The 25,379-nt window shown below is 48.6% G+C and carries 21 protein-coding genes; 11 read left to right on the top strand and 10 right to left on the bottom strand.

Annotated elements, in window-relative coordinates; all coding sequences use genetic code 11:
- The first annotated feature begins 195 nt into the window (after nucleotides 1-195).
- Complete coding sequence (locus MHB80_RS03895) at nucleotides 196-1,284, top strand: pentapeptide repeat-containing protein (RefSeq protein WP_341280941.1); 1,089 nt, start codon at nucleotides 196-198, stop codon at nucleotides 1,282-1,284.
- A 100-nt stretch (nucleotides 1,285-1,384) separates the two neighbouring features.
- Here the strand turns inward: MHB80_RS03895 and MHB80_RS03900 are convergent, their stop codons facing one another.
- Together MHB80_RS03900 and MHB80_RS03905 are read right to left on the bottom strand one after the other, a co-directional pair.
- Nucleotides 1,385-1,798: a hypothetical protein gene (locus MHB80_RS03900; RefSeq protein ID WP_341280942.1), complete on the bottom strand. Its 414-nt coding sequence runs from the start codon at nucleotides 1,796-1,798 to the stop codon at nucleotides 1,385-1,387.
- Nucleotides 1,795-2,256, bottom strand: a complete 462-nt coding sequence (locus tag MHB80_RS03905) for a GNAT family N-acetyltransferase (protein WP_341280943.1) — start codon at nucleotides 2,254-2,256, stop codon at nucleotides 1,795-1,797. The genes MHB80_RS03900 and MHB80_RS03905 overlap by 4 nt, the downstream gene beginning before the upstream one ends.
- Before the next feature lie 129 nt (nucleotides 2,257-2,385).
- Between MHB80_RS03905 and MHB80_RS03910 the strand changes: the two genes are divergently transcribed.
- The 3 genes from MHB80_RS03910 to MHB80_RS03920 all read left to right on the top strand — a co-directional run bounded on the left by MHB80_RS03910 (nucleotide 2,386) and on the right by MHB80_RS03920 (nucleotide 4,464).
- Nucleotides 2,386-2,838, top strand: a complete 453-nt coding sequence (locus MHB80_RS03910; RefSeq protein ID WP_341280944.1) for a MarR family transcriptional regulator — start codon at nucleotides 2,386-2,388, stop codon at nucleotides 2,836-2,838.
- 64 nt (nucleotides 2,839-2,902) lie between these two features.
- On the top strand, nucleotides 2,903-3,514 hold the full coding sequence (locus MHB80_RS03915; RefSeq protein ID WP_341280945.1) for an RNA polymerase sigma factor: 612 nt from the start codon (nucleotides 2,903-2,905) through the stop codon (nucleotides 3,512-3,514).
- Complete coding sequence (locus tag MHB80_RS03920; RefSeq protein ID WP_341280946.1) at nucleotides 3,475-4,464, top strand: hypothetical protein; 990 nt, start codon at nucleotides 3,475-3,477, stop codon at nucleotides 4,462-4,464. The genes MHB80_RS03915 and MHB80_RS03920 overlap by 40 nt, the downstream gene beginning before the upstream one ends.
- An 8-nt stretch (nucleotides 4,465-4,472) precedes the next feature.
- Here the strand turns inward: MHB80_RS03920 and MHB80_RS03925 are convergent, their stop codons facing one another.
- The 3 genes from MHB80_RS03925 to MHB80_RS03935 all read right to left on the bottom strand — a co-directional run bounded on the left by MHB80_RS03925 (nucleotide 4,473) and on the right by MHB80_RS03935 (nucleotide 6,703).
- Nucleotides 4,473-4,691 (bottom strand): hypothetical protein, encoded by a 219-nt coding sequence (locus MHB80_RS03925; protein WP_341280947.1) that lies wholly within the window; start codon nucleotides 4,689-4,691, stop codon nucleotides 4,473-4,475.
- 64 nt (nucleotides 4,692-4,755) lie between these two features.
- Nucleotides 4,756-5,175: a hypothetical protein gene (locus tag MHB80_RS03930; protein WP_341280948.1), complete on the bottom strand. Its 420-nt coding sequence runs from the start codon at nucleotides 5,173-5,175 to the stop codon at nucleotides 4,756-4,758.
- Nucleotides 5,176-5,416: 241 nt separating this feature from the next.
- Nucleotides 5,417-6,703, bottom strand: coding sequence for an XRE family transcriptional regulator (locus MHB80_RS03935; RefSeq protein ID WP_341280949.1), 1,287 nt, complete (start codon nucleotides 6,701-6,703; stop codon nucleotides 5,417-5,419).
- 242 nt (nucleotides 6,704-6,945) lie between these two features.
- Between MHB80_RS03935 and MHB80_RS03940 the strand changes: the two genes are divergently transcribed.
- Nucleotides 6,946-9,021 carry an endo-1,4-beta-xylanase gene (locus MHB80_RS03940; protein WP_341280950.1) on the top strand — a complete coding sequence of 692 codons (2,076 nt, stop codon included), beginning with the start codon at nucleotides 6,946-6,948 and terminating at the stop codon, nucleotides 9,019-9,021.
- Between the two features lie 43 nt (nucleotides 9,022-9,064).
- Here MHB80_RS03940 and MHB80_RS03945 read toward each other — a convergent pair whose 3' ends face one another.
- Nucleotides 9,065-9,595: a DUF2062 domain-containing protein gene (locus MHB80_RS03945; RefSeq protein WP_341280951.1), complete on the bottom strand. Its 531-nt coding sequence runs from the start codon at nucleotides 9,593-9,595 to the stop codon at nucleotides 9,065-9,067.
- Nucleotides 9,596-9,946: 351 nt separating this feature from the next.
- Here MHB80_RS03945 and tnpB point away from each other — a divergent pair, with 351 nt between their 5' ends.
- Entirely contained in the window at nucleotides 9,947-11,035 is a 1,089-nt protein-coding gene (tnpB, locus tag MHB80_RS03950; protein WP_341280952.1) for an IS200/IS605 family element RNA-guided endonuclease TnpB, read from the top strand.
- Nucleotides 11,036-11,148: 113 nt separating this feature from the next.
- On the opposite strand, the gene MHB80_RS03955 is transcribed toward tnpB, so the two are convergent.
- Complete coding sequence (locus MHB80_RS03955) at nucleotides 11,149-11,823, bottom strand: stalk domain-containing protein (RefSeq protein WP_341280953.1); 675 nt, start codon at nucleotides 11,821-11,823, stop codon at nucleotides 11,149-11,151.
- 240 nt (nucleotides 11,824-12,063) lie between these two features.
- On the opposite strand from MHB80_RS03955, the gene MHB80_RS03960 reads away from it, so the two are divergent.
- Complete coding sequence (locus MHB80_RS03960; protein WP_341280954.1) at nucleotides 12,064-12,381, top strand: Dabb family protein; 318 nt, start codon at nucleotides 12,064-12,066, stop codon at nucleotides 12,379-12,381.
- A 15-nt stretch (nucleotides 12,382-12,396) separates the two neighbouring features.
- Nucleotides 12,397-13,221: a TerC family protein gene (locus MHB80_RS03965; protein WP_341280955.1), complete on the top strand. Its 825-nt coding sequence runs from the start codon at nucleotides 12,397-12,399 to the stop codon at nucleotides 13,219-13,221.
- Between the two features lie 93 nt (nucleotides 13,222-13,314).
- On the opposite strand, the gene MHB80_RS03970 is transcribed toward MHB80_RS03965, so the two are convergent.
- The 3 genes from MHB80_RS03970 to MHB80_RS03980 all read right to left on the bottom strand — a co-directional run bounded on the left by MHB80_RS03970 (nucleotide 13,315) and on the right by MHB80_RS03980 (nucleotide 14,435).
- On the bottom strand, nucleotides 13,315-13,536 hold the full coding sequence (locus MHB80_RS03970) for a DUF2642 domain-containing protein (RefSeq protein ID WP_341280956.1): 222 nt from the start codon (nucleotides 13,534-13,536) through the stop codon (nucleotides 13,315-13,317).
- Between the two features lie 292 nt (nucleotides 13,537-13,828).
- Nucleotides 13,829-14,038 (bottom strand): hypothetical protein, encoded by a 210-nt coding sequence (locus MHB80_RS03975; protein WP_341280957.1) that lies wholly within the window; start codon nucleotides 14,036-14,038, stop codon nucleotides 13,829-13,831.
- Nucleotides 14,039-14,102: 64 nt separating this feature from the next.
- Complete coding sequence (locus tag MHB80_RS03980) at nucleotides 14,103-14,435, bottom strand: hypothetical protein (RefSeq protein ID WP_341280958.1); 333 nt, start codon at nucleotides 14,433-14,435, stop codon at nucleotides 14,103-14,105.
- Between the two features lie 826 nt (nucleotides 14,436-15,261).
- On the opposite strand from MHB80_RS03980, the gene MHB80_RS03985 reads away from it, so the two are divergent.
- From MHB80_RS03985 to MHB80_RS03995, 3 genes are all read left to right on the top strand, one after another.
- A complete protein-coding gene (locus MHB80_RS03985; RefSeq protein ID WP_341280959.1) occupies nucleotides 15,262-15,927 on the top strand; it encodes a bifunctional 2-keto-4-hydroxyglutarate aldolase/2-keto-3-deoxy-6-phosphogluconate aldolase in 666 nt (221 codons plus the stop codon).
- A gap of 194 nt (nucleotides 15,928-16,121) precedes the next feature.
- On the top strand, nucleotides 16,122-17,507 hold the full coding sequence (gene fumC, locus MHB80_RS03990; protein ID WP_341280960.1) for a class II fumarate hydratase: 1,386 nt from the start codon (nucleotides 16,122-16,124) through the stop codon (nucleotides 17,505-17,507).
- A gap of 595 nt (nucleotides 17,508-18,102) precedes the next feature.
- The gene (locus MHB80_RS03995; protein ID WP_341280961.1) at nucleotides 18,103-25,362 is read left to right on the top strand and encodes a 5'-nucleotidase C-terminal domain-containing protein; all 7,260 of its coding nucleotides are present in this window, start codon (nucleotides 18,103-18,105) and stop codon (nucleotides 25,360-25,362) included.
- Nucleotides 25,363-25,379 lie beyond the last annotated feature (17 nt).

Here is a 25,379-nt window from a genome sequence, read left to right on the forward strand (position 1 = left end):
GGATATGAGGAACACCCTGATAATTAGTGATTTAATCATACTATTTTTAGGGTAACTGTTAATATGAGGTATCCTTGAAAAAAGAAAATTTGAAGTTTCCTGGGCATTTTGCCCTAAAAACTAAAGTTTTCCCGCACGAAATCCGAAGTTAATTATAGGGTGGAATTCCTTGTTATTGGAAGGATGCGTGTGAAGATGAATAACAAGAACATTGTGCAATATTTTTATGAGCATCAATTTCTCCCGGCGCTGGACCAGAAAATGACTGTGATAGAAGGGGAGCTTCAGCGTCATCAGGAGCAGTGGATCGATCAGTTTCTGGAAACCTTCAAGCGTATATGCTTACGAATTAGGGAAATGCAGGACTCCGATCAAAAAGGCCCGATTTCGCTCATCCATTTTTGCTTGCTGCGCAGGTCGATGATGGATCATTCCTGTTATTTCATTGAAGCGTATTCGGAAAGATGGTATGAAAATTCGGCACCGCTATTTGAGGAATATGATGCTGCTTGGCTATATCATTCGCTGCCGGCATTTATCCAGCAAATGACCGAATCTTACGAAGGATTTGGGGAATCCGCCAAGTCTACGGAATTTGAAGCGATGATGCAGAAAGCAGTGGGCTGTTATCATTTATTTGCGGTTGCCTTGCTGCGGGCAGCTATGCCGGAAGCTATTATGCTGGAGGAATATAAGTCCATTAAGCGAGAGCTCGCTTTACGTATCAGCATTGGCGAATATACAGATCTGAGCGAGGATGTGCTGGTCGATTATCAAGGCTTGCAGGATGTAAAGGAAATTCGCAGGCGGCTGGAGGAGAGCAAGGCGAGCAGCATTGCTTATGGGTGCTACCGTAATCTGATGCTGCCCCAGGTGCGAGCGGAATCAAATGATTTGCGATATGCGGATTTCAGTGGAAGCCATTTGCAGGGCAGCCGTTTTCAGCGCTGTGATCTGATGGGTACAAGATGGAACGGCTGCCTGGCACCCGAGTCGGATTTTCGCTATTCGTCGCTGCCGGAAGCGGATTTTCGCCATGCCGATTTGCGTGGAGCTGTGTTTGATTATGTGAGCGGCCATGAGCCGAGAGACCGCCTTAGAACGGGACTGATGGGTGTGCGCTTCGATCATGCCGATTTGGAAGGGGCGAGCTTCATCGGGGCGACCTTTGGTCGGACCAGCTTTGAAGGAGCAAACCTGCAGCATGCGTTATTTTCCCGTCAAATAAAAGACAGCTACAGCTTTTCAGCGGAACAGATTCATAGCATACGGTGGGTTGACTAAAGCGAGTACTGGAGGGAATTCATAAGCTAACAGAAATAACCAAAGCTTTGAGGCGCAGTGTTTGCGCTTCAAGGCTTTTTTTATGGATGGTCGAAAAGGCTCATTGGCCAGAGCTGCTGCTCTCGCCGGCTGGAATTAGCTTTGCCGCATAAGGCATAAAAAACTGCAGGATTACACCGCCCAGACAGACGGTTAATAATGTTCCAATCCCTATGGGGCCATGAAATAGAAAGGCCATCAGTAAGAAAAAGAGCTGGATCAACGTTCGGGAAAGCAGAATGCTCATGCCGCTCCTATCCCGAATGATGAGCATTAAGCGATCCATAGGAATCGGTGCAACCTTCGTATGCAAATAAAAGGCGATGCCTGCTCCAATGATAAGTAAGCCCAGTACCAGAAACAATAGACTGCTGAGCCACATTTCCGGTTGGGCGAACGTCTGCAGCACATAAAGCCACAGATCGATGCCGAGAGACATCATTAAAATGCCAGTCGCATAAAAGAAATATTTCACAGTACCCCGTCTTTTCCTGAGCCCTCGGAAGCTAATGCTTTTACCATTAAAATATGTGGAATCCCGTCCTCCATGAATAGGTCCGAGACGGTTTGATAGCCCAGCTTATGATAAAAGCCCTCTGCTTGCTGCTGCCCATGCAATTTAAACCGTGTATAACCGAGCCCCTTCGCTATTTCCTCTAACGTATGAACGATTACTTTTCCCAGCCCAAATTTCCGATAAGCTGGCAAAAGACAGATGCGCTCAAGCTTAGCGAAACCATCTACTGTTCTTAAACGCCCAGTTCCGACCGGTTTTTCGTTATAATAAACTAAAATATGCTGCACGCGATCCTTCAGCGCTTCATAATCGTCGAATTCATCAAATTCATCCTGCAAGGGTGTGCCTTGCTCTTCGACGAAGATGAGCTGCCGGATATGCAAAGCAATGGTTAAATCAGCTTGTGTTTGTATCATGCTTGAATACAACTGCCTCAGTCCTTTTCTATATAGGTATAAGTGCTAGCTTTAAAGCTTTTTAATAGTATAAATGAATTCAATTTTGTTGTACATGCAACAAAACAATAATGAGGGGCAGTGATAACAATGAAAGACATTCTTCGTGAAATCGGCATGATTGCTCGGGCTTTGGATTCGATTAGCAATATTGAATTTAAACAATTTGATCTGACAAAAGGGCAGTATTTATATGTGGTGCGCATTTGTGAAAATCCGGGCATCATTCAGGAAAAGCTGGCAGAAATGATCAAGGTAGATCGAACGACTGCTGCCCGGGCTATCCAGAAGCTGGAGGAGCAAGGCTTGATCGCAAAAAAAGACGATGACAGCAATAAAAAAATTAAAAAACTGTTCCCGACGGAAAAAGGGGAAGCCGTTTATCCATTTCTAAAGCGAGAAGGCGAGCATTCCAATGCGGTTGCAATGTCCGGATTTTCGTCGGAGGAAGCGGATAATATGCTGCAGCTTCTGCAGCGGGTGAGAAAAAATATTGAAGTGGATTGGGAATTTGTGAAAAAAGGAAACAAACGCCAATATTAATGCGGCCTGTGGTCACCTTTCTTGGGCGTCAGGTGTTATAGAGAGTATACAAACCAAGAAGGAGGTGCTCACATCGCATCATAATCAATTGGAGGCATCAGAGCTGGAACGGCTGATTACCGCTGTTCAGGCAGGAGAGACGGAGCATTACGCTGCAGTCGTACAAGCTTTTCAGCAGCCGCTTTACCATTATTGCTGGCGGATGCTGGCGAGTCGGCAGGACGCAGAGGATGCGGTACAGGATATTTTTGTAAAAGCGTATGAGGCGATAGCGGGTTATACGCCCAAGGTGCATTTTTCGGCCTGGCTGTACCGCATTGCCTATCATCACTGTCTTAATTTGCTGCGAAGGCAGCGTCTGCAAAAGCAGTGGCTGCGTTTGTTTCGACCAAGCGAAATGACAGCCGCAAGCGCGGAAGAGGAAATGGACAATCGGCTGTATACGCCAGCGCTTGCGGCGGCTCTTGCTAAATTGTCACTGGAGGAGCGTCATTTGCTTGTTTTGCGAGTGTTTGAGGAGAAATCGTATGCGGAGCTTGGGGTCATTATGGGGAAAAATCCGGATGCGCTGAAAAAAAGAATGAGCCGCATTAAGCAAAGGATCAAACAGCAGCTGCTAGAGAAGGGGGAAGAGGCATGGAGCGAATCCGCTTCGATCATGAATACGACGATATAACGAACAGAGCCGCAGCAAATGGAAGGCTCCCAGCTATCAATGTGACTGAAGCTGTGATGGAGCGAATTTCACGGGGAGCTGCAGTGGGCAGGAAGGGACGAGGAGCCTTCATGCGTCCTGTAATGAAGCGCACGACTGCTTTCAGCGGAGCGCTCATGCTGCTGCTCTTGCTATCGGTAAGTGCCTATGCGGCAAGCCAGTATATTGAAATTCGCAATGCGGCTGGCGAAATTAAGGTGCAGACAATCGATGCCATAACGCCGCAACCGGGCAGCGCAGAAAGGGCAGAGAACGAGGCGTATAATAACTATTTGTACAAGGCCCAAAACTTCGCCAAGCCGGGCGAGGTGGTTGCTTTTTATGTAAAAGGGAAAGAAGATCAGGCACTGTACACCTACAAAGAAAAGCCGTTGGGCACCTATGCCGCCTTTAAACAGGAGGCAAATCGGACTGGCGCGCAGCTGCTGCCCCAGAAGCTGAGTGGCTACAGCTTTGTTTCCGGCAAAGTAGCTCCTTATCTGCCTTCTACCGATGCGGACAAGCAGACGGCGGCATATAAGCAAGTGTTGTCTGAGCTGATGGAGCAGGCCGCTGCCGGAACAAACGGCCAGAAGCTGTTCATGAAGGCTGTGCCTTGGAGCAAGCCGGGTTCAGTCAGTGGTCTATATACGAAGGGGAAATATAAATCAGAGCTATCTAAATATTCACTGGCGGGCGGACAATTAAGCATAACTCTCCCTTCCTATCACAATGCAGAGAAAATCAAAGTAGAAGGAACAGAAGTGATTTACAGCAAAGCAAGCATCAGTGAAAAATTCAGCTTTCATTATGCCCAGTGGTATGATGAGCGCGAGGACTCCATGTATATGCTTACAGATCGCGGGAATAAGACTTTAACGAAAGCTGAGCTGCTGGCGCTTGCTGGCGAATGGATTAAGGTGCTTAAATAGGTTTTGGCTTAGCAGCCGAACGTTTGCTTTAAATCAGCGGCCTCTGCTGGCAGGAGTAGGACAATTTTAGACGGATCGGACGGAGCGTAGGTGACTTTAATGACTGTGCCTGGCTGCAGACGGGCTAGCATAGAATCCCTTATCTCCTTCGTCGTTGTTACTTGAAATGTATCCCCATCCGCCTTCGTTATCGATGCCAACCCATTTAATCCATTTATGCATAGCAATCATTCCCCCTACTTGGTTGTTCCAATTGACCTTGACATGGACTGCAATCCGGTGCCTGGTGGCTTATGGTGTCAGGAGCCCCATATAAATCAGCTCGGATGGATTGGCGGGGTTTTGACCAAGCCCAATTTGATCACCGGGGCGCGGGATTTGCAGCTTGGAGACAAGGGTTTCCATCGTTTTCTGATAGCTGCGTCCGTCTGATTCGGTGACAGTAAGCGCAAGAATGACAATAGGATCGAAGTTAACGAGCTTGCCCGTATCTGTTATCGAAAGCACGGTCGCAGTTGCGGCAATAGGAATAGCGCCAGTAGATGCCATATGCGCCTGCTTTGCTTGATTCAAGCTTTGATTCATCATATCGCGATGCTCCTTAGGGACAAAGCCTTTCATCATCATGCCACTGAGCCCCTTGTTAAGCTTCTTATCCGCATACTCCAAAGCCTCTTCTTTGCTTTTCTTCTTTCTGAATAAGTTAAACATAACAACACCTCGTTCTCATCGTATTTTGTAGCTTAATTTAAGTATGAGGCAGGCTGGAAATCCTTTCAATACAATCTGGCATATGTAAACAAATCTTAAAAAATGAAGCTTGAGCAGCGAAAATAGGTCGTTATTTTGTGCAGGAAGGGGCTTTATGCAAAAAAACAGCCGATTTCGGCGATTCAATGAGCCGCAGTACCGATTGTTTTGCGGCATTCGCTGTGGCTGACGCCCTTTTCACCTATTTATTTCGCAATAAATAGACCAATTTGCGGTAATACAGCGCTGATTCCTTGTAACGGCGACCATCTTCGGAGGCCACAGCGAGCGTCTCATAAAGCGGCTCCAAACGTATCGTCTGCTGGGTCTGCTCGAAATAAGGCAGACAGGATAAAGCGGCTTCCATAAAAGCTTCCTTTTTATCGCTCGACAAGGCAAGCTGGCTTTCATAAAATACGGTAGTCATTTGCTGATCCTCCGTCAGCGAGTAGCTGGCAAGCAAGCTAAGTCCTTGCGAAAGCAGGCCCCAGTTTTTGGAGGTGAAGGCCACCTCGCAGCGATAGATCAGTAGAAGCGGCAGAAGCAGCTGCTTTGTTTCGTCCGTTTCCTGCTGCGCGAGCTCCTCAAAGCGGGATATTTCAGCGGATGCTTTATCCAGCTCGCCGAGCAGCGTCAGCATAATGATGCGATTATTCATAATGGACGGAAACAGGTCGCCAGGGCTAGGCGTATAGACGAGATGGGCTTCAGCCATTGACAAAGCGAGCAGAGCCTCCTGATAAAGACCCATCGCAAAGCAATAGCCGCTGTAGGCAAGATGCTGGCTGGACAATCGATGATACAGCCGTTCGCTGTACACATGCTGCATCGTTTGCTCATAAATCGCTTTAGCCGATTCATATTGCTTACTGTAAACAGAGGCTTCCATTAGGAAGTTTTGAACCGTTAACCACAGTTCCGAGCCTTTTTCTACAAGTGCGTTCAACCGCTTGCTATTGCTTAACGCTTCGAAATATTGATTTTTGGAGCGGTAATGCTGGATTTTATACAAAAATAGCGCCTTCTTGAGCGGAATAGGTAAGTTCGGGTCGTCGGCGCGTCCAAACTTCTCTAAATAATAACGAAGATAAGTGCGATGAATATAGTCATAAGCATCGCCATCATTCATCTGCTGATAATAGATGGCTTTCATTAGTGCGGTAGTCAGCTCAATCGTTAATGCGTCATTTTTGTCATCGAGTTCATTGACATCCGTCTCAGTCAGTGTTGAAACAGGCTGCGACAGCCGGGCGAAAATTTCCTCAGCCCGTTCAAGCGTGGCTTCATCCTGCAAGGCGGCATGAATTAAATACTCAGGAGAGACGGCAAGGCGGCTGGCAATCAGCTCAGCCAAATCATCGGCAAACGGATACCGTTCCGCTAAAATATTTGCAAAATGCGCTTGCGTCACCAGCCCCTCGACTAGATCCTTGCGCGCTAAACCGCGTTTTTTACATAGAAACTCAACCCGTTCTTTTAGCAAATTCATCCTACTCAGGTTAATTCATCCTCCCCAGGTTAATAATCTTTCATCTTGACCATCTGGTTGCATCATTTATCTTATAATAGTAACTTACCCCAAGTTCCAAGGGGAATAACCCGATGATAAGGAGCTGCGAGGAAATTAGTACCCGCTTTTATTGACAAAATCTCCACGGTTTTGGGAGTTTTGTCAATAAATTAGCGGTACTTTTTTCGTCGCAGTCTCTAACGACTAGAAGGAGGACAAAAATGCAGTTCAAAAAACGAATATTGGCTTCATGGATGATGATGTCGCTTTTTATTGGCGCGTCCATTCCCTTCTCCAATGCTGTTATAGCGGACAAGATTCCACAGATTGTACTCGGCAGCGATTTTGAAGATGGCAGCCTGCAGGGCTGGAAAGCCAGAATCGGACACGAGAAGCTTAGCCTCAGCAAGCAGGAGGCGAACATCGGCAGCGGGAGCATGCTGGTAGAGGGGCGAAAGCGTACCTATAATGGTCCCATGCTCGATATTAGGAAGCAGTTGCTCCCTAATAAAGAATATGAAATATCGGCTTATATTAAGCTGAAGGAAAAGCCGGCCAAGGATATAACGATGCAGTTGACCGTTTATAAAAATTCGGGAGCGTCAAGCTGGAGCCCGCTGAAGCAAATGACAATCAAGAAGGAGGAGTGGCAGCAGTGGCATGAGCTCAAGGGAACGTTTCTTCATGGAGACACCCCGTCCGAGCTGAAGCTGTACCTGGAAACGCCTTACATAACGGATGATACGGTCGATACGACAGCCTTTTATGTGGATGATGTGTCGATAGCAGTTATTTCCGACATGGCGATAGAGGACAATATTCCGGCAATAAAGGAGGTTTATAAAGACGATTTTGCAATTGGAGCGGCGGTATATCCGTGGCAAATGGAAGGCATTTATGGAGATTTGCTCGAAAAGCATTTCAATAGCTTAACGGCAACCTACGAGATGAAGCCCAAGTTTCTGGCGCCCAAGCAGGGGCAATATGCGTTTGCGGCAGCGGATCGTTACGTCCGCTTTGCCGAGGCAAATGATATGGTGGTGCGCGGCCATGCGCTCATCTGGCATACCGATGCGGCGGAATGGATGTATTGGGACAATAATGGCAAGCCAGCCAGCCGAACGCTAGCACTGCAGCGGATGAAGCAGTATATCGAGAAGGTCATGAAGCGCTACAAGGGCAAGGTATATGCGTGGGATGTCGTCAATGAGGCGATTGCGGATACAGGCGGCGATAAAAACGGGCTTCGCCAAACGTCGTGGTATAAAACGATCGGACCGGATTACATTGACAAAGCGTTTGAATTTGCGCGTGCTGCCGATCCAACGGCCAAGCTTTATTACAATGACTATGGGACGGAAACACCGCAAAAGCGGCAGCAAATTTATCAGCTGCTCAAGCGTCTTAAGAGCAAGGGACTTATTGATGGTGTAGGGCTGCAATCGCACTATAAGCTGGAGTCGCCATCGACGCCGGAAATCGAGAAAACGATCAAGCTGTATGCCGGACTTGGCTTGGACATTCAAATTACGGAGCTGGATATCGATACCCGAATCAGCTTCGGCACCGCAATGCCGGAGGCGATTGCCGTACAGCAGGCTTACCGTTACAAGGAGCTGCTGGGGCTTTATAAAAAATACAGCAAATCGATCTCATCTGTCACCTTCTGGGGTGTTCAGGATGAGAAGACATACAACAATCAGGCGCTGCTATTCGATACGGAGCTGCAGGCTAAGCCAGCTTATTGGGGAGTCGCCGATTCGTCGCAGCTGCCGTCAGACCCGCAAAGCCGCACGGTTGCTTTAAGAGCTTCGCCAAAAGTGCAGCAGTCAGTCGATCAAATATGGGATCAAGCGGTGTCCTCCCAGCTTACGCAGACGGGAAGCGAGATGTCGAGCTTCAAAACGCTATGGGACGGGACAAATTTGTATGTACAGGTCATTGTAGCCGATAAAACACGCGATGACGCTGATCAGGTGGAGCTGTATGTACAGGAGAATGGGCAGAAGGGCCGCGATAATGGACTAGAAGTAAGACGGCTGAGCTTTCCTCGTCTGAATCATCAGAAGGGCAGTTATTCTTATGTAACCAGAGCGCTCTCCACCGGCTATATAGTAGAAACGGTCATTCCTTGGAAAGCAATCAAGGGGGCAAATGGACGGGAAATTGGGTTTGAAGTCAAAATCATAGATGGAGCGTCCGGCGCAAGCGAGCCAATCTATTGGAACGACAGCGCTTGGCCCAGCGATTCGGTGAGCAAGCTGGGAGCGGTCTGGCTGGCTGATATGCCGAAATAAGGCTTGTTTGGCAATAGTGTGAGAGGAGCGGCAGAGGGCGCTCTTAACCGGCAGATAGACTGCCGCGAACGCCCTTGCCTTGGCTCTTGAGCTTGCTGACGAGAGTTGGTCTGTAGCGGCCCAAGATAAAGCGGATGACAAAATAGCCAAGTAAAGAAAACACAATGCTGTTCACGATGGAGCCAATCAGAAAATTCATGCCCAGATGGCCGAAGGAAGCAAAATGTCCCGCCTTATGTGTAAGCGGTGGCGCAACGGCATTGGCCGCATGGGCGGGATGATCGGCGGCTGGAGCCCCGACGAGGCGGTTCAGCCAAAATCCGACTTTGTAATTCAAATAAAATAGTCCTGGCCAAGTAATGGAGCCAATCGTCGAAAAAATAACGCAGGCGGCCAGATTGCCGCGAAGCAGCCGAGTCAGCAGTAGGGAAATCGGCAGTCCGACGATAAAAGTCGGAAACCAGCAGTGCAGAAAGCCCAGTACGCTGCCAAGAGCAACGACATGGTCGCTTTTTTTTATACGGAGCAGGCGCAAGCAATAATATTTGAATTTCCGCAACATTTTTGTTCTCACGATGAACGGCTCCCAGCTTATATGATGAATGTATCATATCATATTCGTGAGGTGGAACAAAGGTTGCTACAGCTTGAGCCCGCTGTGTTTTCGTCAAAAAGAGACAAGAAAGCACAGCAACGAAAAACAAGCCTCTGAATACGCCGTAGCAGCGAGAACAGAGACTTGTTTTTCTCGGACTGAAACGCACTGTGTCGCCAGAGGACAGTGCGTTTCACCTTGAGAGGTTTTATCAACAAAAGCCGAGAAGACTCCTTTCTCTACAGAGAGGGGATGAATCGGCCATTTTTGGACGTTTTACGAACGTATGTGCTATAATGATAAGAACATATAGGGAAGGAGGAGGGTCTCGTGTTGGTACATAAAGCTTATAAATATCGGATCTATCCGAATGAAGAACAACAAAGGCTGATTCATCAGATGTTTGGCTGTTGCCGTTTTGTATTCAATTATTTCTTGGGCTTATGGAAAGGTACCTATACGGCAACAGGCAAAGGATTATCCTATAACACCTGTGCCACTGAGCTTCCTTCCCTCAAAAAAGACTATGAGTGGTTGAAAGATGCCGATAGTATCGCGCTGCAATCAGCCGTTCGAAACGTGGCGGATAGCTTTGATCGATTTTTTAAGAAACAAAATCAGGCTCCACGTTTTAAGAGCCGTAAGTATCCCGTTCAAAGCTACACCACCAAATATACGAATGGCAATCTAGCGATTAAAGGGGATCAGCTCAAGCTTCCGAAATTGGGCTGGATTCGCTTTGCAAACTCCAGGGCGACAGACGGGCGCATCCTATCTGCAACGGTTAGGCGAAACGCGGCGGGTAAATATTTCGTATCCATCGTCTGTGAAGTCGACGTTCAATCGTTGCCGCAAACCGACAAACATATCGGAATTGACTTAGGACTCAAAGACTTTGCTGTAGGCTCCGATGGCATGCGGGTTGCCCATCCTAAAGCGTTTCGAAAGCACGAAAATCGGTTGGCGATGTGGCAGCGCCGCATGGCTCGCCGCACAAAAGGCGGCTCAAATTGGCAAAAAGCTAAAAACAAAGCCGCCTACATTCATGAAAAGATTGCAAATGTTCGTCATGATTTTTTGCATCAACTCACAACGAAGCTGATTCGTGAAAACCAAACCATCAGCATCGAAGACTTAAATGTGACAAGCATGCTTAAAAACCATAGGTTAGCCAAAGCCATTAGTGATGCGTCCTGGGGCGAATTCGAACGACAGTTATCGTATAAATCGCAGTGGTACGGACGGATCGTGAAGTTCGCAGCCCCATTTGCCCCGACGAGCCAAAGGTGTCATGGGTGTGGATTCATCCATAAAGAAGTGAAAAACCTTTGTGTGCGACAGTGGAAATGCCCGTCATGTGGTACGGTTCATGATCGGGATGAAAATGCCGCACACAATATTAAAGATGTGGCCGTATAGATGACAACGCCATGAACTGCGGGAACCGCAGGGATCGCTTGGTCTATTTTGCTTCGTTAGAGGCAACTACCCAAGAATCTCCCACTTCAAGCGTTAGCTAAGTGGGGGAGCGTTCAATTGTAATAGGACGTTGTGAGCGGAACGAATACGGCTCCACCCTCTTTGGCATCGGCATAAACATACAGCTGGTTTGCACCGCCGATTTCTACTTCAACCGTGACGAGCCCATCGGCAACGTTAATTTCCGTCGTTTTCAAAATCGTATCGGTATCCGTGTCCTTCACCGTCAGCTTGCCGAGGTCCTGACCAACGGCTGCGATTTGAAGGTAAAGCTTTTGGTATTTTTTCTTAGGCTCCAAAATGAATGAGCTTGAACGGGCACCTTCTGCGTTATCGAATATGGCTTCCTTGTAATCTTTGCCGTTATAGGTCGTTTGCGCAGCATCCTTCGTGCGGTACATATTGGTCGTCATGGAGCTTGAGATCGCAACGCCCTCTACCTTTTCGCCTAGCTGAATCATTTGCGTCTTGCTGTCATAGTCGACGGCAACGCCAAGCGCGTCGGAAATCGATCTTACCGGAAGGTAGGTTGTGCCTTTATAGCTAATTGGAACAACTGTATTATTGCTGCCGTCCCGGAGCTGCACCGGCTTGCCATCTACCTTGAAAGAAATGTCTTTATTCAAATAAGCTTTAATTTCTTGAAGTTTTGTAGCTCCGTAAGCACCTGTTGCCATGCTTGCAACAATCGTTGTGCCAAGAATTACAGCTATCGTAAGCTTTTTCAAAATAGGCCACTCTCCTGTTCTGGTTTGGAAAATGATAGTTCACATAACTGAAGCTTGAAAATGCTTACCCTATTATAGGTGCGCTGCAACAGAGGGACAAGCTTATTGGGACTATTTTCCTCTAAAAATAAGTCTCTAGAAATGGATTTGTTTTTGAAACGCGTTGCGTACATGCCACGTACAAGGAAGGAGAAATGTGGTTAATAGGAATAGAAACGGAACATGATAAGGAGGAGACAAATGTCAGGTGTTTGGATTCAGCATTCGGTTATTTTTAGCTTGAAGCATGCGGAGGGCTCGGATGAAGAGCAGCGATTTCTAGAGGATGGACGTACGATTTTGAGTGCTATCCCGGCCGTTCGCGATTTTCAGGTGTATTTGCAGGTAAGCCCTAAAAACGATTATCGTTTTGGCTTCTCCATGGTATTCGAAAGCAACGAAGATTACGAAGCCTATAATGCGCATCCGCTGCATGTGAAGTTTGTCGAGGAGCGCTGGGTTACGGAAGTAGAGAAATTCTTGGAAATTGATTATCAGAAACACGTTACGGTCGTTTAGAAGGAGGAGACAACGTTGGAATTGCTGTTGGAATATGGCTGGGTATTAGTGGTCTTGGTTGTTCTGGAGGGTTTGCTGGCAGCAGATAATGCGCTTGTGCTAGCTGTAATGGTTAAACATCTTGATGAGAAAAGCCGGAAGAAGGCGCTGTTTTACGGGTTGTTCGGCGCATTTATTTTCCGTCTAGCCTCCTTGTTCGTTATCTCGCTGCTTGTGAATGTATGGCAAATTCAGGCACTCGGAGCGCTGTATCTCTTATTTATTTCAATAAGCAATATAATTAAGTTTTTACGAAGGTCTAAAGAGAGCGAAGAGGAAGAGGAGACTGAGGAGCAGAAGGAGAAGAAGAACTCCAAGGCTGGCTTCTGGTGGACTGTTCTGAAGGTCGAAATCGCCGACATCGCCTTTGCGATCGATTCCATTCTAGCAGCGGTAGCTTTGGCTGTCGCCCTGCCTCCAAGTGGACTGAAGCCAATCGGCGGCATGGACGGCGGACAGTTTATCGTTATTTTCCTCGGCGGCTTTATCGGGCTTGTCATTATGCGTTTCGCGGCGAACTATTTCGTGAAGCTGCTGCATTCCCGTCCAGCGCTTGAGCTGACTGCATTCGTTATCGTGGGCTGGGTCGGCGTCAAGCTGGCTGTTCACACGATGGCGCATCCATCGATTCACTGGCTGTCGCATGATTTTGTAGAAGGCTCTTTATGGAAAGCGACCTTCTACATCGTACTCGTCCTGATCGCTGTAGTTGGCTGGTTCTTGTCGGGCCGCAGCAAAGTGGAAGGCGAGCATGGAGATGGTGCGGGCAAAGCCCCAAACCTGGATAAACATACGGGTTAAGCAAATAGAATGACCAAATAAAAGAACAAAGGGAGCCATCTACACAGCTTAGCGCTGCGTGGATGGCTCCTTTTTACTGACATAGATAGGGCATTAGGAGAAGGAAAAGCTAACGATTTCCTCCACCATCACGTATAAGGTGGTTGACGGAGCAGTCGTAATAACGAGATAGGAGGCAGTGTAATCGGTAAACTGCCCACTTACGCTGCTGCCAGCCGTCGTATTAACCGTTATGGGATTGCCTTTGTTCTCGCTGAGTACGGTGGAGAGAGGGCTTCCGGGAATAATATGTTTGGCCGTGGATTCGATAGCCATCAAGGGCCCCTCCTTTTTAAGGATATAAAAGAATATAGAAATTAAAAAATGTGCGGTTTATAACTAGGGCGTGTCTGAGAACGCTGAGGACAGCAAATTTTGCCGAATTTTCGTTCCATGCAAGGCGCGCTTGTGAAGGCGTACCGGGGGTACGTCAAGCGAACGGAACGAAGCAGGGGGCGAAAAGGCGGTTAAAGGTGCCACTGAACGGGTTTTCAGTCACGCCCTAGGTCTTTATTCCTCCGTGAAATGCGCCGTGCCTCAAAAAGGATAGCAAAGTCGTCTGTGCTTGTTAAACTGGATTTTCATGCACGTAAATAATGTTGACGAAGAAGATGCGCAGTTCATACAAAAAATTATCCTGCTCAAACGAGACGAGAATATAATCATTTCCAACCCGATTCAGCGTTCCGACGACAGCAAGCTGAAAATAGCCATTGGTCATCACGGAAACCTCTTTGCCAATCAAGGGAATTAAATCACCCGAAAGCGTAGTAGCCATGAGCTCCTTTCCTCCTTTTCGGCTTTGGCGGGACGGAGCCAAAGCCGCTTCTGAAGCCATGGCCTCAGCTCAGGGCTTCTATATTCGTAATGTGGGCCAGCGGGATGATCATAACCGACTGGGCAGAAGTGGTGAAGCTTGCAAGCGTCTGCTCCAGACTAAGCACGGTTCCAGCAAAGCCTGTCGGCTGTCCGGCAGTCATGACGGTAATGAGTGTCCCGGCATCGAGGAAGCCGGTAAGTACAGCAAGCAGCTCGGTGAAATCGACATTTCCCGAGGTGCCGGGAGGGCCCTGGGGGCCGGCTGGCCCTGGCGCGCCAGCCGGGCCTTGCGCGCCGGCGGCTCCCGGCGTGCCTGCCGGGCCGGGGATGCCGGCTGGCCCGGCTTCGCCCTGCACGCCCGGCGGCCCTGGCTCGCCGGGCAGGCTCTGCGCGCCGGGAGCGCCAGCGGGCCCGGCGGCTCCGGCAGGGCCCGCAGGCCCCGCGATGCCGGCGGGGCCTGCAAGGCCGATTGCGCCCGGCGCGCCTTGCTCGCCGGGCACTCCAGGCTCGCCGCGTGCGCCCGGCGAGCCAGCTGCGCCTTGCGGTCCGGCGGGCCCGGACGCGCCGGCGATGCCTTGGGCCCCGGGTTCCCCCGGAGGCCCGGCAGGCCCGCGAAAGCCGCGCGAGCCGATGCAGCCGTATGAAATACGCGGCTTAGGGGCTCTTTGAGACTGTGCTGGCGTAAAGCGATAAACCTTGCAATGCTTATGAAAACGTCGGCGGGCTGAGCAGCCGAAAGAAGGGCAAGCCAGCTTGCGAGGCTTTTTACGTTTGCGCATGCATGGGGACGGTTTTGGACGCAGTCTTTTTCTGATTTTACGACGCTTGCGGCGTTTAAGTGTAGGCGACGTCAGCTTGCTCCTGCGCGGAGGAGGCTTAAGAAAGGCAAACATGCTGTATCCTCCTATTTTTTATTTAAAATATAGGAAAGCATAATGTTATTCTTTTTCTACATTTCTCGGAATGAAACGCGCCGCACCGCCAAAGGACTGCGACAGTCGTTTCACCTTACTATATATGTATCCGGTAACCAAGCAGATGGGACTAGGTAGCTCCCTATTTTTGCGCGCAATTTGACAATTGCCTGTCATGGATTGCCGAGCGGGCGAGAAAGGCATATAATTAAAACGGCAAACATCGTACTTTTTCGTACAAATATGAACATTAGGGGAGGCTGTACCTGTGAAGAAAATCAAGGTGCTTCAACAAATTGTAGATGCTGGCGTTGTCGCTGTGCTTCGCGCTGATTCGGCGGAGGAAGTTGTAGAAATGTCCCGCCATGCGATAAAAGGCGGTATTAAAGCGATTGAAATTACGCTGACCGTACCGTTTGCGCTTCGGGCAATCGAGCAGCTCAGTAAGGAATATTCGGTGGATGCGGACCCGCAATCGGATCAATTTGCTATTATCGGCGTGGGAACGGTGCTTGATCCGGAATCGGCGCGCGCGGCGATTTTGAGCGGCGCGGAATTTGTCGTTTCCCCGGCACTTAACCCTGATACTATAAAGCTATGCCATCGTTATGCAATTCCGGTTATGCCAGGCACGATGACCGTCAATGAAATTCAGCATGCGCTGGAGCTGGGTGTTGATGTCGTGAAGCTGTTCCCTGGCAATCTGTACTCGCCAAGCGTTATTCCTTCGATTAAAGGACCTTTGCCGCAGGCAAATGTGATGCCGACCGGCGGCGTATCGCTGGATAACCTCGGCGAATGGGTAAAAGCGGGCGCGGTTGCTGTTGGCATTGGCTCCGATTTGACGAAGGAAGCTGTGAAAACAGGCGATTATTCCTTAATTGAAGCGAAGGCACGCGCATATATCGAAGCTTACCGCAGCGCGAAGCGCTAAATTTCACCTCTCGCCACTGCTTTTTTTTGAAAGCGCATTAGCGAAAAGCGGCGGAAAGCAGCCTCTGCAAGGCGAACGGGCAGCCGTATCGCAAGCATTTGAGGTGCTTTTGACGCATATGGATGGCGAAAGCTGTTTGCGTTTGATAAAGTAGGAGTAGGTTGTTCAAGATTTTGAAGGAGGCTACTTAAAAGATGGAATATCGGATTGAGAAGGACACAATGGGTGAAATTCAGGTTCCTGCGGACAAGCTGTGGGGCGCTCAAACGCAGCGCAGCTTGCAAAACTTCAAAATCAGCGGAGAGCGGATGCCGATTGAGGTCGTTCATGCGATGGCTATTATCAAAAAAGCTGCAGCAATCGCCAATGAAAAGCTCGGTGTGCTGGATGCGGAGAAATCTGCTGCTATCGGTGAAGCGGTAGATGAAATTTTGACAGGCCGCTGGGATGAGCATTTCCCGCTTGTCGTTTGGCAGACGGGCAGTGGTACACAAACGAATATGAACGTCAATGAGGTTGTAGCGTTCCGCGCCAATCAACTGCTTGAGGAGCGCGGCAGCGCCGTTCGCATTCATCCGAATGATGATGTCAACCGCTCCCAAAGCTCGAACGATACATTCCCGGCAGCGCTGCATATTGCTGGCGTAGTAGCGGTGGAGCAGCGCCTGATTCCGGCTATTGATGTGCTGGCAAGAACGCTGCAGGACAAGGCGGAGCGTTTCAACGATATTGTGAAAATCGGCCGTACGCATTTGCAGGACGCAACTCCGATTACACTTGGCCAAGAGATTAGCGGCTGGTACGCAATGCTGACTAAAACGCGCAAAATGATCGTGCAAAGCGTTGACGAAATGCGCGAGCTGGCGCTTGGCGGCACAGCGGTAGGTACGGGCCTTAACGCGCATCCGGATTTCGCGGTGCAGGTAGCGGCGGAAGTGACGACACTTACAGGCAAAACGTTTATTACAGCGGAAAATAAATTCCACTCGCTGACGAGCCACGACCAAATCGTCTACACACACGGTGCGGTTAAAGCGCTGGCGGCTGATTTGATGAAGATCGCCAATGATGTTAGATGGCTGGCCAGCGGCCCGCGCTGCGGTATTGGTGAAATCTCGATTCCTGAAAATGAACCGGGCAGCTCCATTATGCCAGGTAAAGTAAATCCGACGCAAAGCGAAGCCATTACGATGGCGGTTTGCCAAGTAATCGGCAACGATGCGACGATTGCATTTGCGGCGAGCCAAGGCAATTTTGAGCTGAACGTGTTCAAGCCGGTTATTATCTACAACTTCCTGCAATCCGTTGCTTTGATGGCGGACGGCATGATTTCCTTCAATGACAACTGTGCGGTTGGCATTGAGCCGAACGAAGCTGTAATCAAGCGCAATCTCGATCAATCGCTCATGCTCGTAACCGCGCTTAATCCGCATATTGGCTATGAGAATGCAGCAGCCATTGCGAAAAACGCGCATAAAAAAGGGCTGACGCTGAAAGAATCGGCGATTGCCAGCGGCCTCCTGACGTCCGAGCAGTTCGACGAGTTTGTGAAGCCGGAAGCGATGATCGGCAAACGCTAAGCGGAGTATCAGCGGCACTAGCTCCACTAACTCCACTAACTTCGTTTGTTATACAAGGAAAATCGAATAAGTATAGAAAAGAGCCTTTGGTGTCCTAAGAAATTCGGGATATCAGAGGTTCTTTTCTATTTTTATTTCTCTCTCTAGTAAAAAACGAAAATTGGATTGAACATATGTTTACTTTTGTGCCGAGCATACGATCAAACGAATGAATCATTAACGAAATATTAAGATATTATATTCATTTTCACGGCCGAATGTTAAGGCAATGTAAAATTAGATAACAATTAAAGATAGCTTAACAATATTTTTTTGTCAAAATGTTTACAATAGGTCTACTCTACTTTATATTAAATATTATATAGAGATAAAAAAGTTCCTTTTTTTCATTGATTTATGTTTATATGAAATTTTGATAAGGAGTTGATTGATGAAAAATGCACAAAAAGTAAATTTGTTGTGGATTTTTCGCATTTCTACCCGGTTTATTGCACGAAACGACAACAAGATTCGACAAAATGATATTAATGTCATATATATGTGAGATAAAAGAACTATTTATGGGATTATCCTAGGAAAAAAGGAGAGATTGTCTATGAGACGAAAGTTTCAGTCGTTCAAGCGGCCAGTCAGCCTATTTTTGGCTGCTATTTTGCTTGTAGGAACGATATTGGGTGGTTTTGGTGCGCCTGTGCAAGCGGCCGTAAGCAATGACAACATTGTCATTTCACAAGTGTATGGGGGCGGCGGCAATGGTGGCGCGCCAATCAAACAGGACTTTATTGAATTATATAATCTAACCGATTCACCAATTTCCCTTGCGGGCTGGAGTGTGCAGTATGCTTCGGCTACAGGGGCCTTTACACCGAATACAAATGTACACAATTTTAGCGGTACGATTGCCGCTAAAGGCTATTTCCTTATTCAAGAGGCGGCGGGAACGAGCGCGACGGCTGCTAATCTGGAATCGCCAGATGCCATTGGTTCGCTGAATATGGGCGGTACCGCTGGTAAAGTTAGACTTCTTGATGCAAGCAGCGCAGTAGTAGATCTAGTTGCCTATGGTTCGACGGCGACTGGTGGAGAGGGTACGCCAACTGGCGACCTGGGTGCTGCATTAGCGGCTATCCGCAAGGCGCTGAATCCAGGTGATCGGGCGCTGGATACGGATAACAATAGCGCTGACTTTACGGTAGCTGCACCAAGCCCTAGAAACGCTTCTTACGGCGCGGTTGCAAGTGTTTCGGCTAGTCCGGCGGGAGGCGAGGTTCCAGCAGGAACGTATGTAACCTTGTCTACAGCAACGGTTGGCTACAGCGTTTATTACAGCGTCTACAGCCCGGATGCACCGATTGCTCCGGAAAATTTTGCAGCGTATGCTTCGCCTATCGAAGTTACAGCTCCAATGACGCTTCATGCGTATGTGAAAAATACAGAAGGCACAATGGCTGGCCTGACTGAATTCTCTTATACAATAGCAAACCTTACGCCCGTTGCGATTTCGGATGTGCGCAGCGCAGCGGTAGGCTCGAAGGTTGTAACGCAAGGGACAGTTTCCCATCGCACAGAATCTGGCGGCAAAGTGAATTTGTTTGTTCAGGATGCCAATTCTGCAGTCGTTGTTAGAGGAACGGATTCAGGTGCACAGCCAGGGGATGACGTTGAAGTTTATGGTCAAACTTCGCTGTACAATGGCTTGCTGCAGCTGGACACTGATCTAGTAACAGGCGGCTATGTCACGATTAATGGCCAAAGCGGGGTTCCTGGGCCGACCGTCATTACTTCGACGTCTTTCGGTACGAGTGACGCAGTGCGGAATCAATCCGAAGGCCGTTTGGTGCAAATCAATAATGTAACCATTAAGCGCGCGGCAAGCGGTGTATTCTTTGCGACGGATGCGGCCAGCAGCCAAGAGATCGCGATTTATTCCTCCGATACGGCATTCGCGCTGAACAAAACGTTTGAGCAAGTGACAGGCGTTATGACTTATTACACAGGCGTGGGCCTTGAGCTTGTTCCAAGAGGCTCATCCGACATTGTGGAGCGCAAGCTTTCCGTTACATCAAGCCTACCTTCTGGCGGCGTTGCGGCTGGTGGAACGGTAGAGCTTAGTACGCTAATGAATGGCGGAGTTATTCATTTTACGACGGATGGATCAACACCGACATCTGCAAGCCCAGTATACAGCGCTCCAATAACAATTAGTGCTGATACAACGATCAAAGCAATCGTAGTAGCGGGTGCTGAGACGAGCTCTGTATACACATTCGAGTATACGGTGCAGCAAAATACAGATGGCATCAAAATTCATACGATTCAAGGCAAAACCCATCGTTCCATTTATGAAAATGTAGCGGTGACCCATGTTTCCGGTATCGTCACATCGGTAAGCACGAACAGCTTTTACATGCAGGAGCCAGACAGCAGCATCGATAACGATCCTGCAACCTCAGAGGCGATTCAAGTGTATAAAGCGGCGCACGGCGCTCAAGTGGGAGATGCGGTAACGGTTGATGGTACGGTTGTAGAGTTTGGGACTAGCCCTGCTCTGACAGTTACGCAAATTACAGCCACAACCATTACGAAGGGCTTGCCTTCGCAGCCATTACCTTCGCCGATTGTACTCGGTACAAATGGACATATCGTCCCGAATGTCATTGATACCGATAGCTTCGGAGCATTTAATCCCGATGGCGATGCGATTGATTTCTTCGAAAGCCTGGAAGGCATGCGCATCCAGTTGAATGATGCCCGCATTACTGGCCCTTATGCTAACTCGGTTACGCCAGTGACTTTCGATAATGGCACTAACAATCCGATTAAAACCGATGCAGGCGGCATTGTACTTACAGGTGATGGCACGCAGCCATTCGAAAGCAGTCTGAATCCACAAAAATTGTATATCGCGGCAAAGCCGGCCGGTCAGGATATTAAAACAGGCGACCAATTTAATGCTCCGATTACAGGTGTTTTGAATTATACGAGCAATTTGTTCAAGCTCATTCCTGATGGCACGTTGCCAGCTATTACGTATTCATCGCGTGCACAAGGTGTTGCGACTACGGTTGCAGCAGCTGACAAGCTGACGATTGCTACGTTCAACGTAGAAAATTTCAGCAGCAGCCAGACGGCTAAAGCTGCAAAAATCGGCGGCATTATCGTAAACAACCTCAAGACTCCTGACATTATTGGTCTTATGGAGGTTCAAGATAATAATGGCGAAACAAACAACGGTGTAACGGATGCGAGCCAAAGCTTCCAAGCATTAATCGACGCTGTTGTTACTAAAGGCGGGCCAACCTATGCCTACACGGACATTGCTCCATTAGACGGGCTGGATGGCGGAGCTCCGGGCGGAAACATCCGCGTAGGGTACTTGTATAACACAGCGCGGGTAACACTTGCGACTGGAACGAAAGGCGACTCGACAACTGCTGTACAGGTGAAAGGTGATGGCAGCCTGTCTGCGAATCCGGGCCGAATCAGCCCGACGGACGTTGCCTTTAATGCTTCGCGTAAGCCGCTTGCCGCAGAATTTAATTTCCAAGGCAAACGTGTTGTAGTTATTGCGAACCACTTTAATTCCAAAGGTGGAGACGGTCTTCCTTGGGGAACGATTCAGCCGGTTATCCGCAGCAGTGAAACACAGCGTGCTCTGCAAGCTGGAATCGTAAATTCCTTCGTATCGCAGCTTGTAGCTAGTGATCCGAATGTTAATGTAACAGTGTTAGGCGATCTGAATGACTTCCAGTTTTCGAAGACGCTTGATATTTTGAAGAAGGATGTTTTGACTAATCTGGTAGACGAAATGCCAGAAAAGGATCGTTACTCTTATATTTATGATGGCAACTCCCAGACGCTTGACCATATTTTGGTCAATGATGCTCTGACAGACTATTCGGCGATTGAAGTGGTACACGTCAATGCGGACTTTACGGATTCAATGGGACGCGTCAGCGACCATGATCCATTGCTTGCCCAGCTTGATCTTGCAAGCAAGCCGGTTGTCGGCAATGACAATTTCTCACTGCGTGTATTGCACACGAATGATACACATGCGCATCTGGATAACATGGCGCGCCGTGTAACGGCCATTAATAGCCTGCGCGACAACAACACGCTGCTGCTTGATGCAGGCGATGTGTTCTCGGGTACGCTCTATTTCAACCAGTTCAAGGGTCTTGCTGATCTGTGGTTCATGAACTATCTGAACTATGATGCGATGACATTCGGCAATCACGAGTTTGATAAGGATGCAGCGACGCTGGCAGCGTTCATTAGTGGGGCGAAATTCCCATTCGTTGCAGCGAATGTGAATTTTAGCGGGGAAGCAGAGCTTGGCAGCAAATTCGTTAACAGCATTCCTCAAGTGGACGGCGCAGCGAATGATGCTAAAATCTACCCGGCTATTATCAAAGAGGTTGATAGCGAGCGGGTTGGTATTTTCGGCTTGACGACACCGGATACAGCATTGCTTGCATCCCCAGGCAACGTTGTATTTAACGAAGTGAAAGCAAGCGCAGAAGCGACAGTTGCACAGCTGGAGTCGCTCGGAATTAATAAAATTATCGCATTGTCCCATATCGGTTATACCGAGGATCAGAAGCTTGCGGCTGAAGTGGACGGCATTGACATTATTGTCGGGGGCCACTCACATACGCAATTAAATGAACCTTTTGTATACCGTAAAAATCTAAGTGCAGATCCAACGCTTATCGTTCAAACAGGCGAGTACGGTGTGAATTTGGGTCAACTGGATGTTAAATTCAATACGGCAGGCAAGCTGACCTCATGGGATGGCAAGCTTGTAAATGTAGATCAACAGGTTAACTCGCAATATGTATTTGCAGCTGATCCGACTGCTGCAGCGAAAGTGGCAGAGTACAATGCTCCTTTGGCTGAGCTGAAGAAAACGGTAGTAGGCAAAACTGACGTGGCGTTAGACGGACTCCGCAAAAACGTGCGCAGACAGGAAACGAATCTCGGTAACCTGATTGCAGACGGCATGCTGGACAAGGTGAAAAATAGCCCATTGATCGACAAAACAGGCATTGCCGGTTATGTGACGATTCAAAATGCAGGCGGAATTCGCGATTCGATTCCGGCAGGCGACATTACGCTTGGTCATTTGCTGACCGTTATGCCTTTCGGCAACAATTTGACAGCGCTGAAAATGACAGGACGTGAAATCATAGCTGCACTCGAAAATGGCGTCAGCGGCTCCACGCCAGTTAGCGAGGAAGGCAGATTCCCGCAAGTGGCAGGCATGAAATTCTACTATGATATGACGAAGCCAGCGGAGTTTTACAGCTCTGCGATTGGTGAAATCATTTCGCAAGGTCAGCGTATCCTGAAGGTTCAGGTGCTGAACGACAAGGGCAAATATGTTGACATTGATAAAGACGCTTATTATATCGTAGCGACAAACTCTTTCATGGCAAATGGCGGCGACTTCTATCTGTCCATGAAGGCAGCGAAGGATGCTGGCCGCTTCTATGAACTGAATTTTGTAGACTACGAAGTGTTTAATGAATATTTGAACAAGGTGGGTACGGTGAACATTGGGGTAGAGGGTCGTATTACCAATGTGCAGAACGCATTCGATCTGCGTGTCCTTCATACGAATGATACCCATGCACATCTGGATAATGCCCCGCGTCGTATAAACGCAGCGATGGGCCTGAAGAATGAGAAGGAAAATGCCTTGCTGCTGGATGCGGGCGATGTATTCTCGGGTACGTTGTATTTCAATCAATTCAAAGGACTTGCTGATCTTTGGTTCATGAATGAAATGAGATACGATGCCATGACGTTCGGAAACCATGAGTTTGATAAGGATGCTGCGACGCTGGCGGCATTTATCAGAGGGGCAAACTTCCCATTTGTCAGCTCGAACGTTGATTTCAGCGGCGAAGCAGAGCTTGATGCTTTGTTTAATGATGATATTATTTATTCCTTGTCATCCGATGAACGCAAGGCGGAAATTCATAAGGCAATTATTAAGCAGTTTGGCAGCGGGGATGTTGGAGTTGGCATCATTGGGCTGACAACGCCGGATACGGCGCTGCTTGCTTCTCCAGGACAAGTGAGATTTGAGGACTATGTGGAAAGTACAAGAGAAACAGTTGCAGCTCTGGAACAGAAGGGTGTCAACAAAATTATCGTACTTTCCCACTTGGGCTACGGCGAGGATCTTAAGCTGGCAGCAGCAGTTGAGGGCATAGACATTATCGTCGGCGGCCACTCGCATACGCAGCTGAATGAGCCGACTGTTTATCAGAAGACGGCTGACGCAGCTTCTACCCTGATTGTACAAACGGGAGAATATGGCGTATATCTAGGCAAGCTGGATGCGATTTTTGACGCTCAAGGCGAGCTTGTAGTGTGGAATGGCGAGCTGGTTAATGTAGACGAGAAGATTGGCTCGAATTATAAGTTCAACGCTTATCCTGGACATACTGCGAAATTGGAAGAATTCAAAGCGCCAATCGCAGAGCTTCAGAAGACGGTTGTTGGCAAAACGGATGTTGCACTCGATGGTCTTCGTAAAAACGTGCGCAGACAGGAAACGAATCTTGGAAACCTGATCGCGGATGGCATGCTGGACAAGGTGAAAAATAGCCCATTAATCGACAAAGCGGGCATCGCCGGCTATGTGACGATTCAAAATGCAGGCGGAATCCGTGATTCCATCCCAGCTGGCGACATTACACTAGGCCATTTGCTGACGGTTATGCCATTTGGCAACAATCTGACGGCACTGAAAATGAGAGGTGCAGAAATCACTGCTGCTCTTGAAAATGGCGTCAGCGGCTCTACGCCGACGACAGAAGAAGGCAGATTCCCGCAAGTTGCGGGCATGCGCTATACTTTCGATTCCACGAAGAAGCCTGAAATTTACAACTCGGTTACCGGTGTTGTGACGCAGCAGGGCGAGCGTATCGTAAAAGTAGAAGTGTTGAATGAGCAAGGCGAATATGTTGCGCTTGATCCAAATGCGTATTACATTGTAGCGACGAATTCCTTCATGGCAAATGGCGGCGACTTCTATCTGTCGATGAAAGCAGCGAAAGACGCTGGCCGCTTCTATGAACTGAATTTTGTAGACTATGAGGTGTTTAATGAATATTTGGCGAAAATCGGTACGGTAGATATCAGCATTCAAGGTAGAATTACCGATTTGCTAGGTTCCGGAAACCCGGGCACGGGCACTCCTGGGACGAGTAATCCAGGAACGAGTACTCCTAGCCCTAGCCCGACACCAACACCTTCTGTATCTCCAAGTCCAGATCCAAGCCCGACGCCAACTCCAGCTCAGCTGAAGGATGTAACGGGACACTGGGCAGAGCAGTCGATTAAGCAAGCGGTAGAGCAAGGGGTTGTAAAAGGCTTCACAGACGGTACATTCCGCCCTGAAGCGAATGCGACTCGTGCAGAGTTTGTAACGATGGTTAGCCGTGCATTTAAGCTTGGAGATGCAACGTCAGTACCGAATTTCCGCGATGTGGATGCGATTCCGGTATGGGCACGCTCCTTCGTAGCACAGCTGTCGGAAGCGGGACTCATTAGCGGTTATGCGGACAATACGTTCCGTCCAAGCAATCCATTGACCCGTATTGAAATGACAGCGATTATGGTGCGTGCACTAGATATTCCGGTTGATCCAGCGGCAACGGTGGATTTTGTCGATGCGAGTGAAATTCCAGCTTGGGCAGTTCCTTATGTAGCTGCGGCAGCCAAAGCGGGCATTGTACAAGGGGCGAACAATAAGTTCAATCCAAATGCTAAGGCCACGAGGGCTGAGGTTGTCACCTTGCTGCTGAATGCAACGAAATACGCAGAAGCAAGCAAATAAGCAAAAGACAGTTAATA

It is taken from the genome of Paenibacillus sp. FSL H8-0537 (assembly GCF_038051995.1).
Taxonomy (GTDB): domain Bacteria; phylum Bacillota; class Bacilli; order Paenibacillales; family Paenibacillaceae; genus Pristimantibacillus.

Bases quoted from the DNA above. Each gene is read 5' to 3' on its own strand.
- MHB80_RS03895 (WP_341280941.1), top strand. From the start codon at position 196: ATGAATAACAAGAACATTGTGCAATATTTTTATGAGCATCAATTTCTC.
- MHB80_RS03905 (WP_341280943.1), bottom strand. From the start codon at position 2,256: ATGATACAAACACAAGCTGATTTAACCATTGCTTTGCATATCCGGCAG.
- MHB80_RS03910 (WP_341280944.1), top strand. From the start codon at position 2,386: ATGAAAGACATTCTTCGTGAAATCGGCATGATTGCTCGGGCTTTGGAT.
- MHB80_RS03920 (WP_341280946.1), top strand. From the start codon at position 3,475: ATGGAGCGAATCCGCTTCGATCATGAATACGACGATATAACGAACAGA.
- MHB80_RS03930 (WP_341280948.1), bottom strand. From the start codon at position 5,175: ATGTTTAACTTATTCAGAAAGAAGAAAAGCAAAGAAGAGGCTTTGGAG.
- MHB80_RS03935 (WP_341280949.1), bottom strand. From the start codon at position 6,703: ATGAATTTGCTAAAAGAACGGGTTGAGTTTCTATGTAAAAAACGCGGT.
- MHB80_RS03940 (WP_341280950.1), top strand. From the start codon at position 6,946: ATGCAGTTCAAAAAACGAATATTGGCTTCATGGATGATGATGTCGCTT.
- MHB80_RS03960 (WP_341280954.1), top strand. From the start codon at position 12,064: ATGTCAGGTGTTTGGATTCAGCATTCGGTTATTTTTAGCTTGAAGCAT.
- MHB80_RS03970 (WP_341280956.1), bottom strand. From the start codon at position 13,536: ATGGCTATCGAATCCACGGCCAAACATATTATTCCCGGAAGCCCTCTC.
- MHB80_RS03975 (WP_341280957.1), bottom strand. From the start codon at position 14,038: ATGGCTACTACGCTTTCGGGTGATTTAATTCCCTTGATTGGCAAAGAG.
- fumC (WP_341280960.1), top strand. From the start codon at position 16,122: ATGGAATATCGGATTGAGAAGGACACAATGGGTGAAATTCAGGTTCCT.
- MHB80_RS03995 (WP_341280961.1), top strand. From the start codon at position 18,103: ATGAGACGAAAGTTTCAGTCGTTCAAGCGGCCAGTCAGCCTATTTTTG.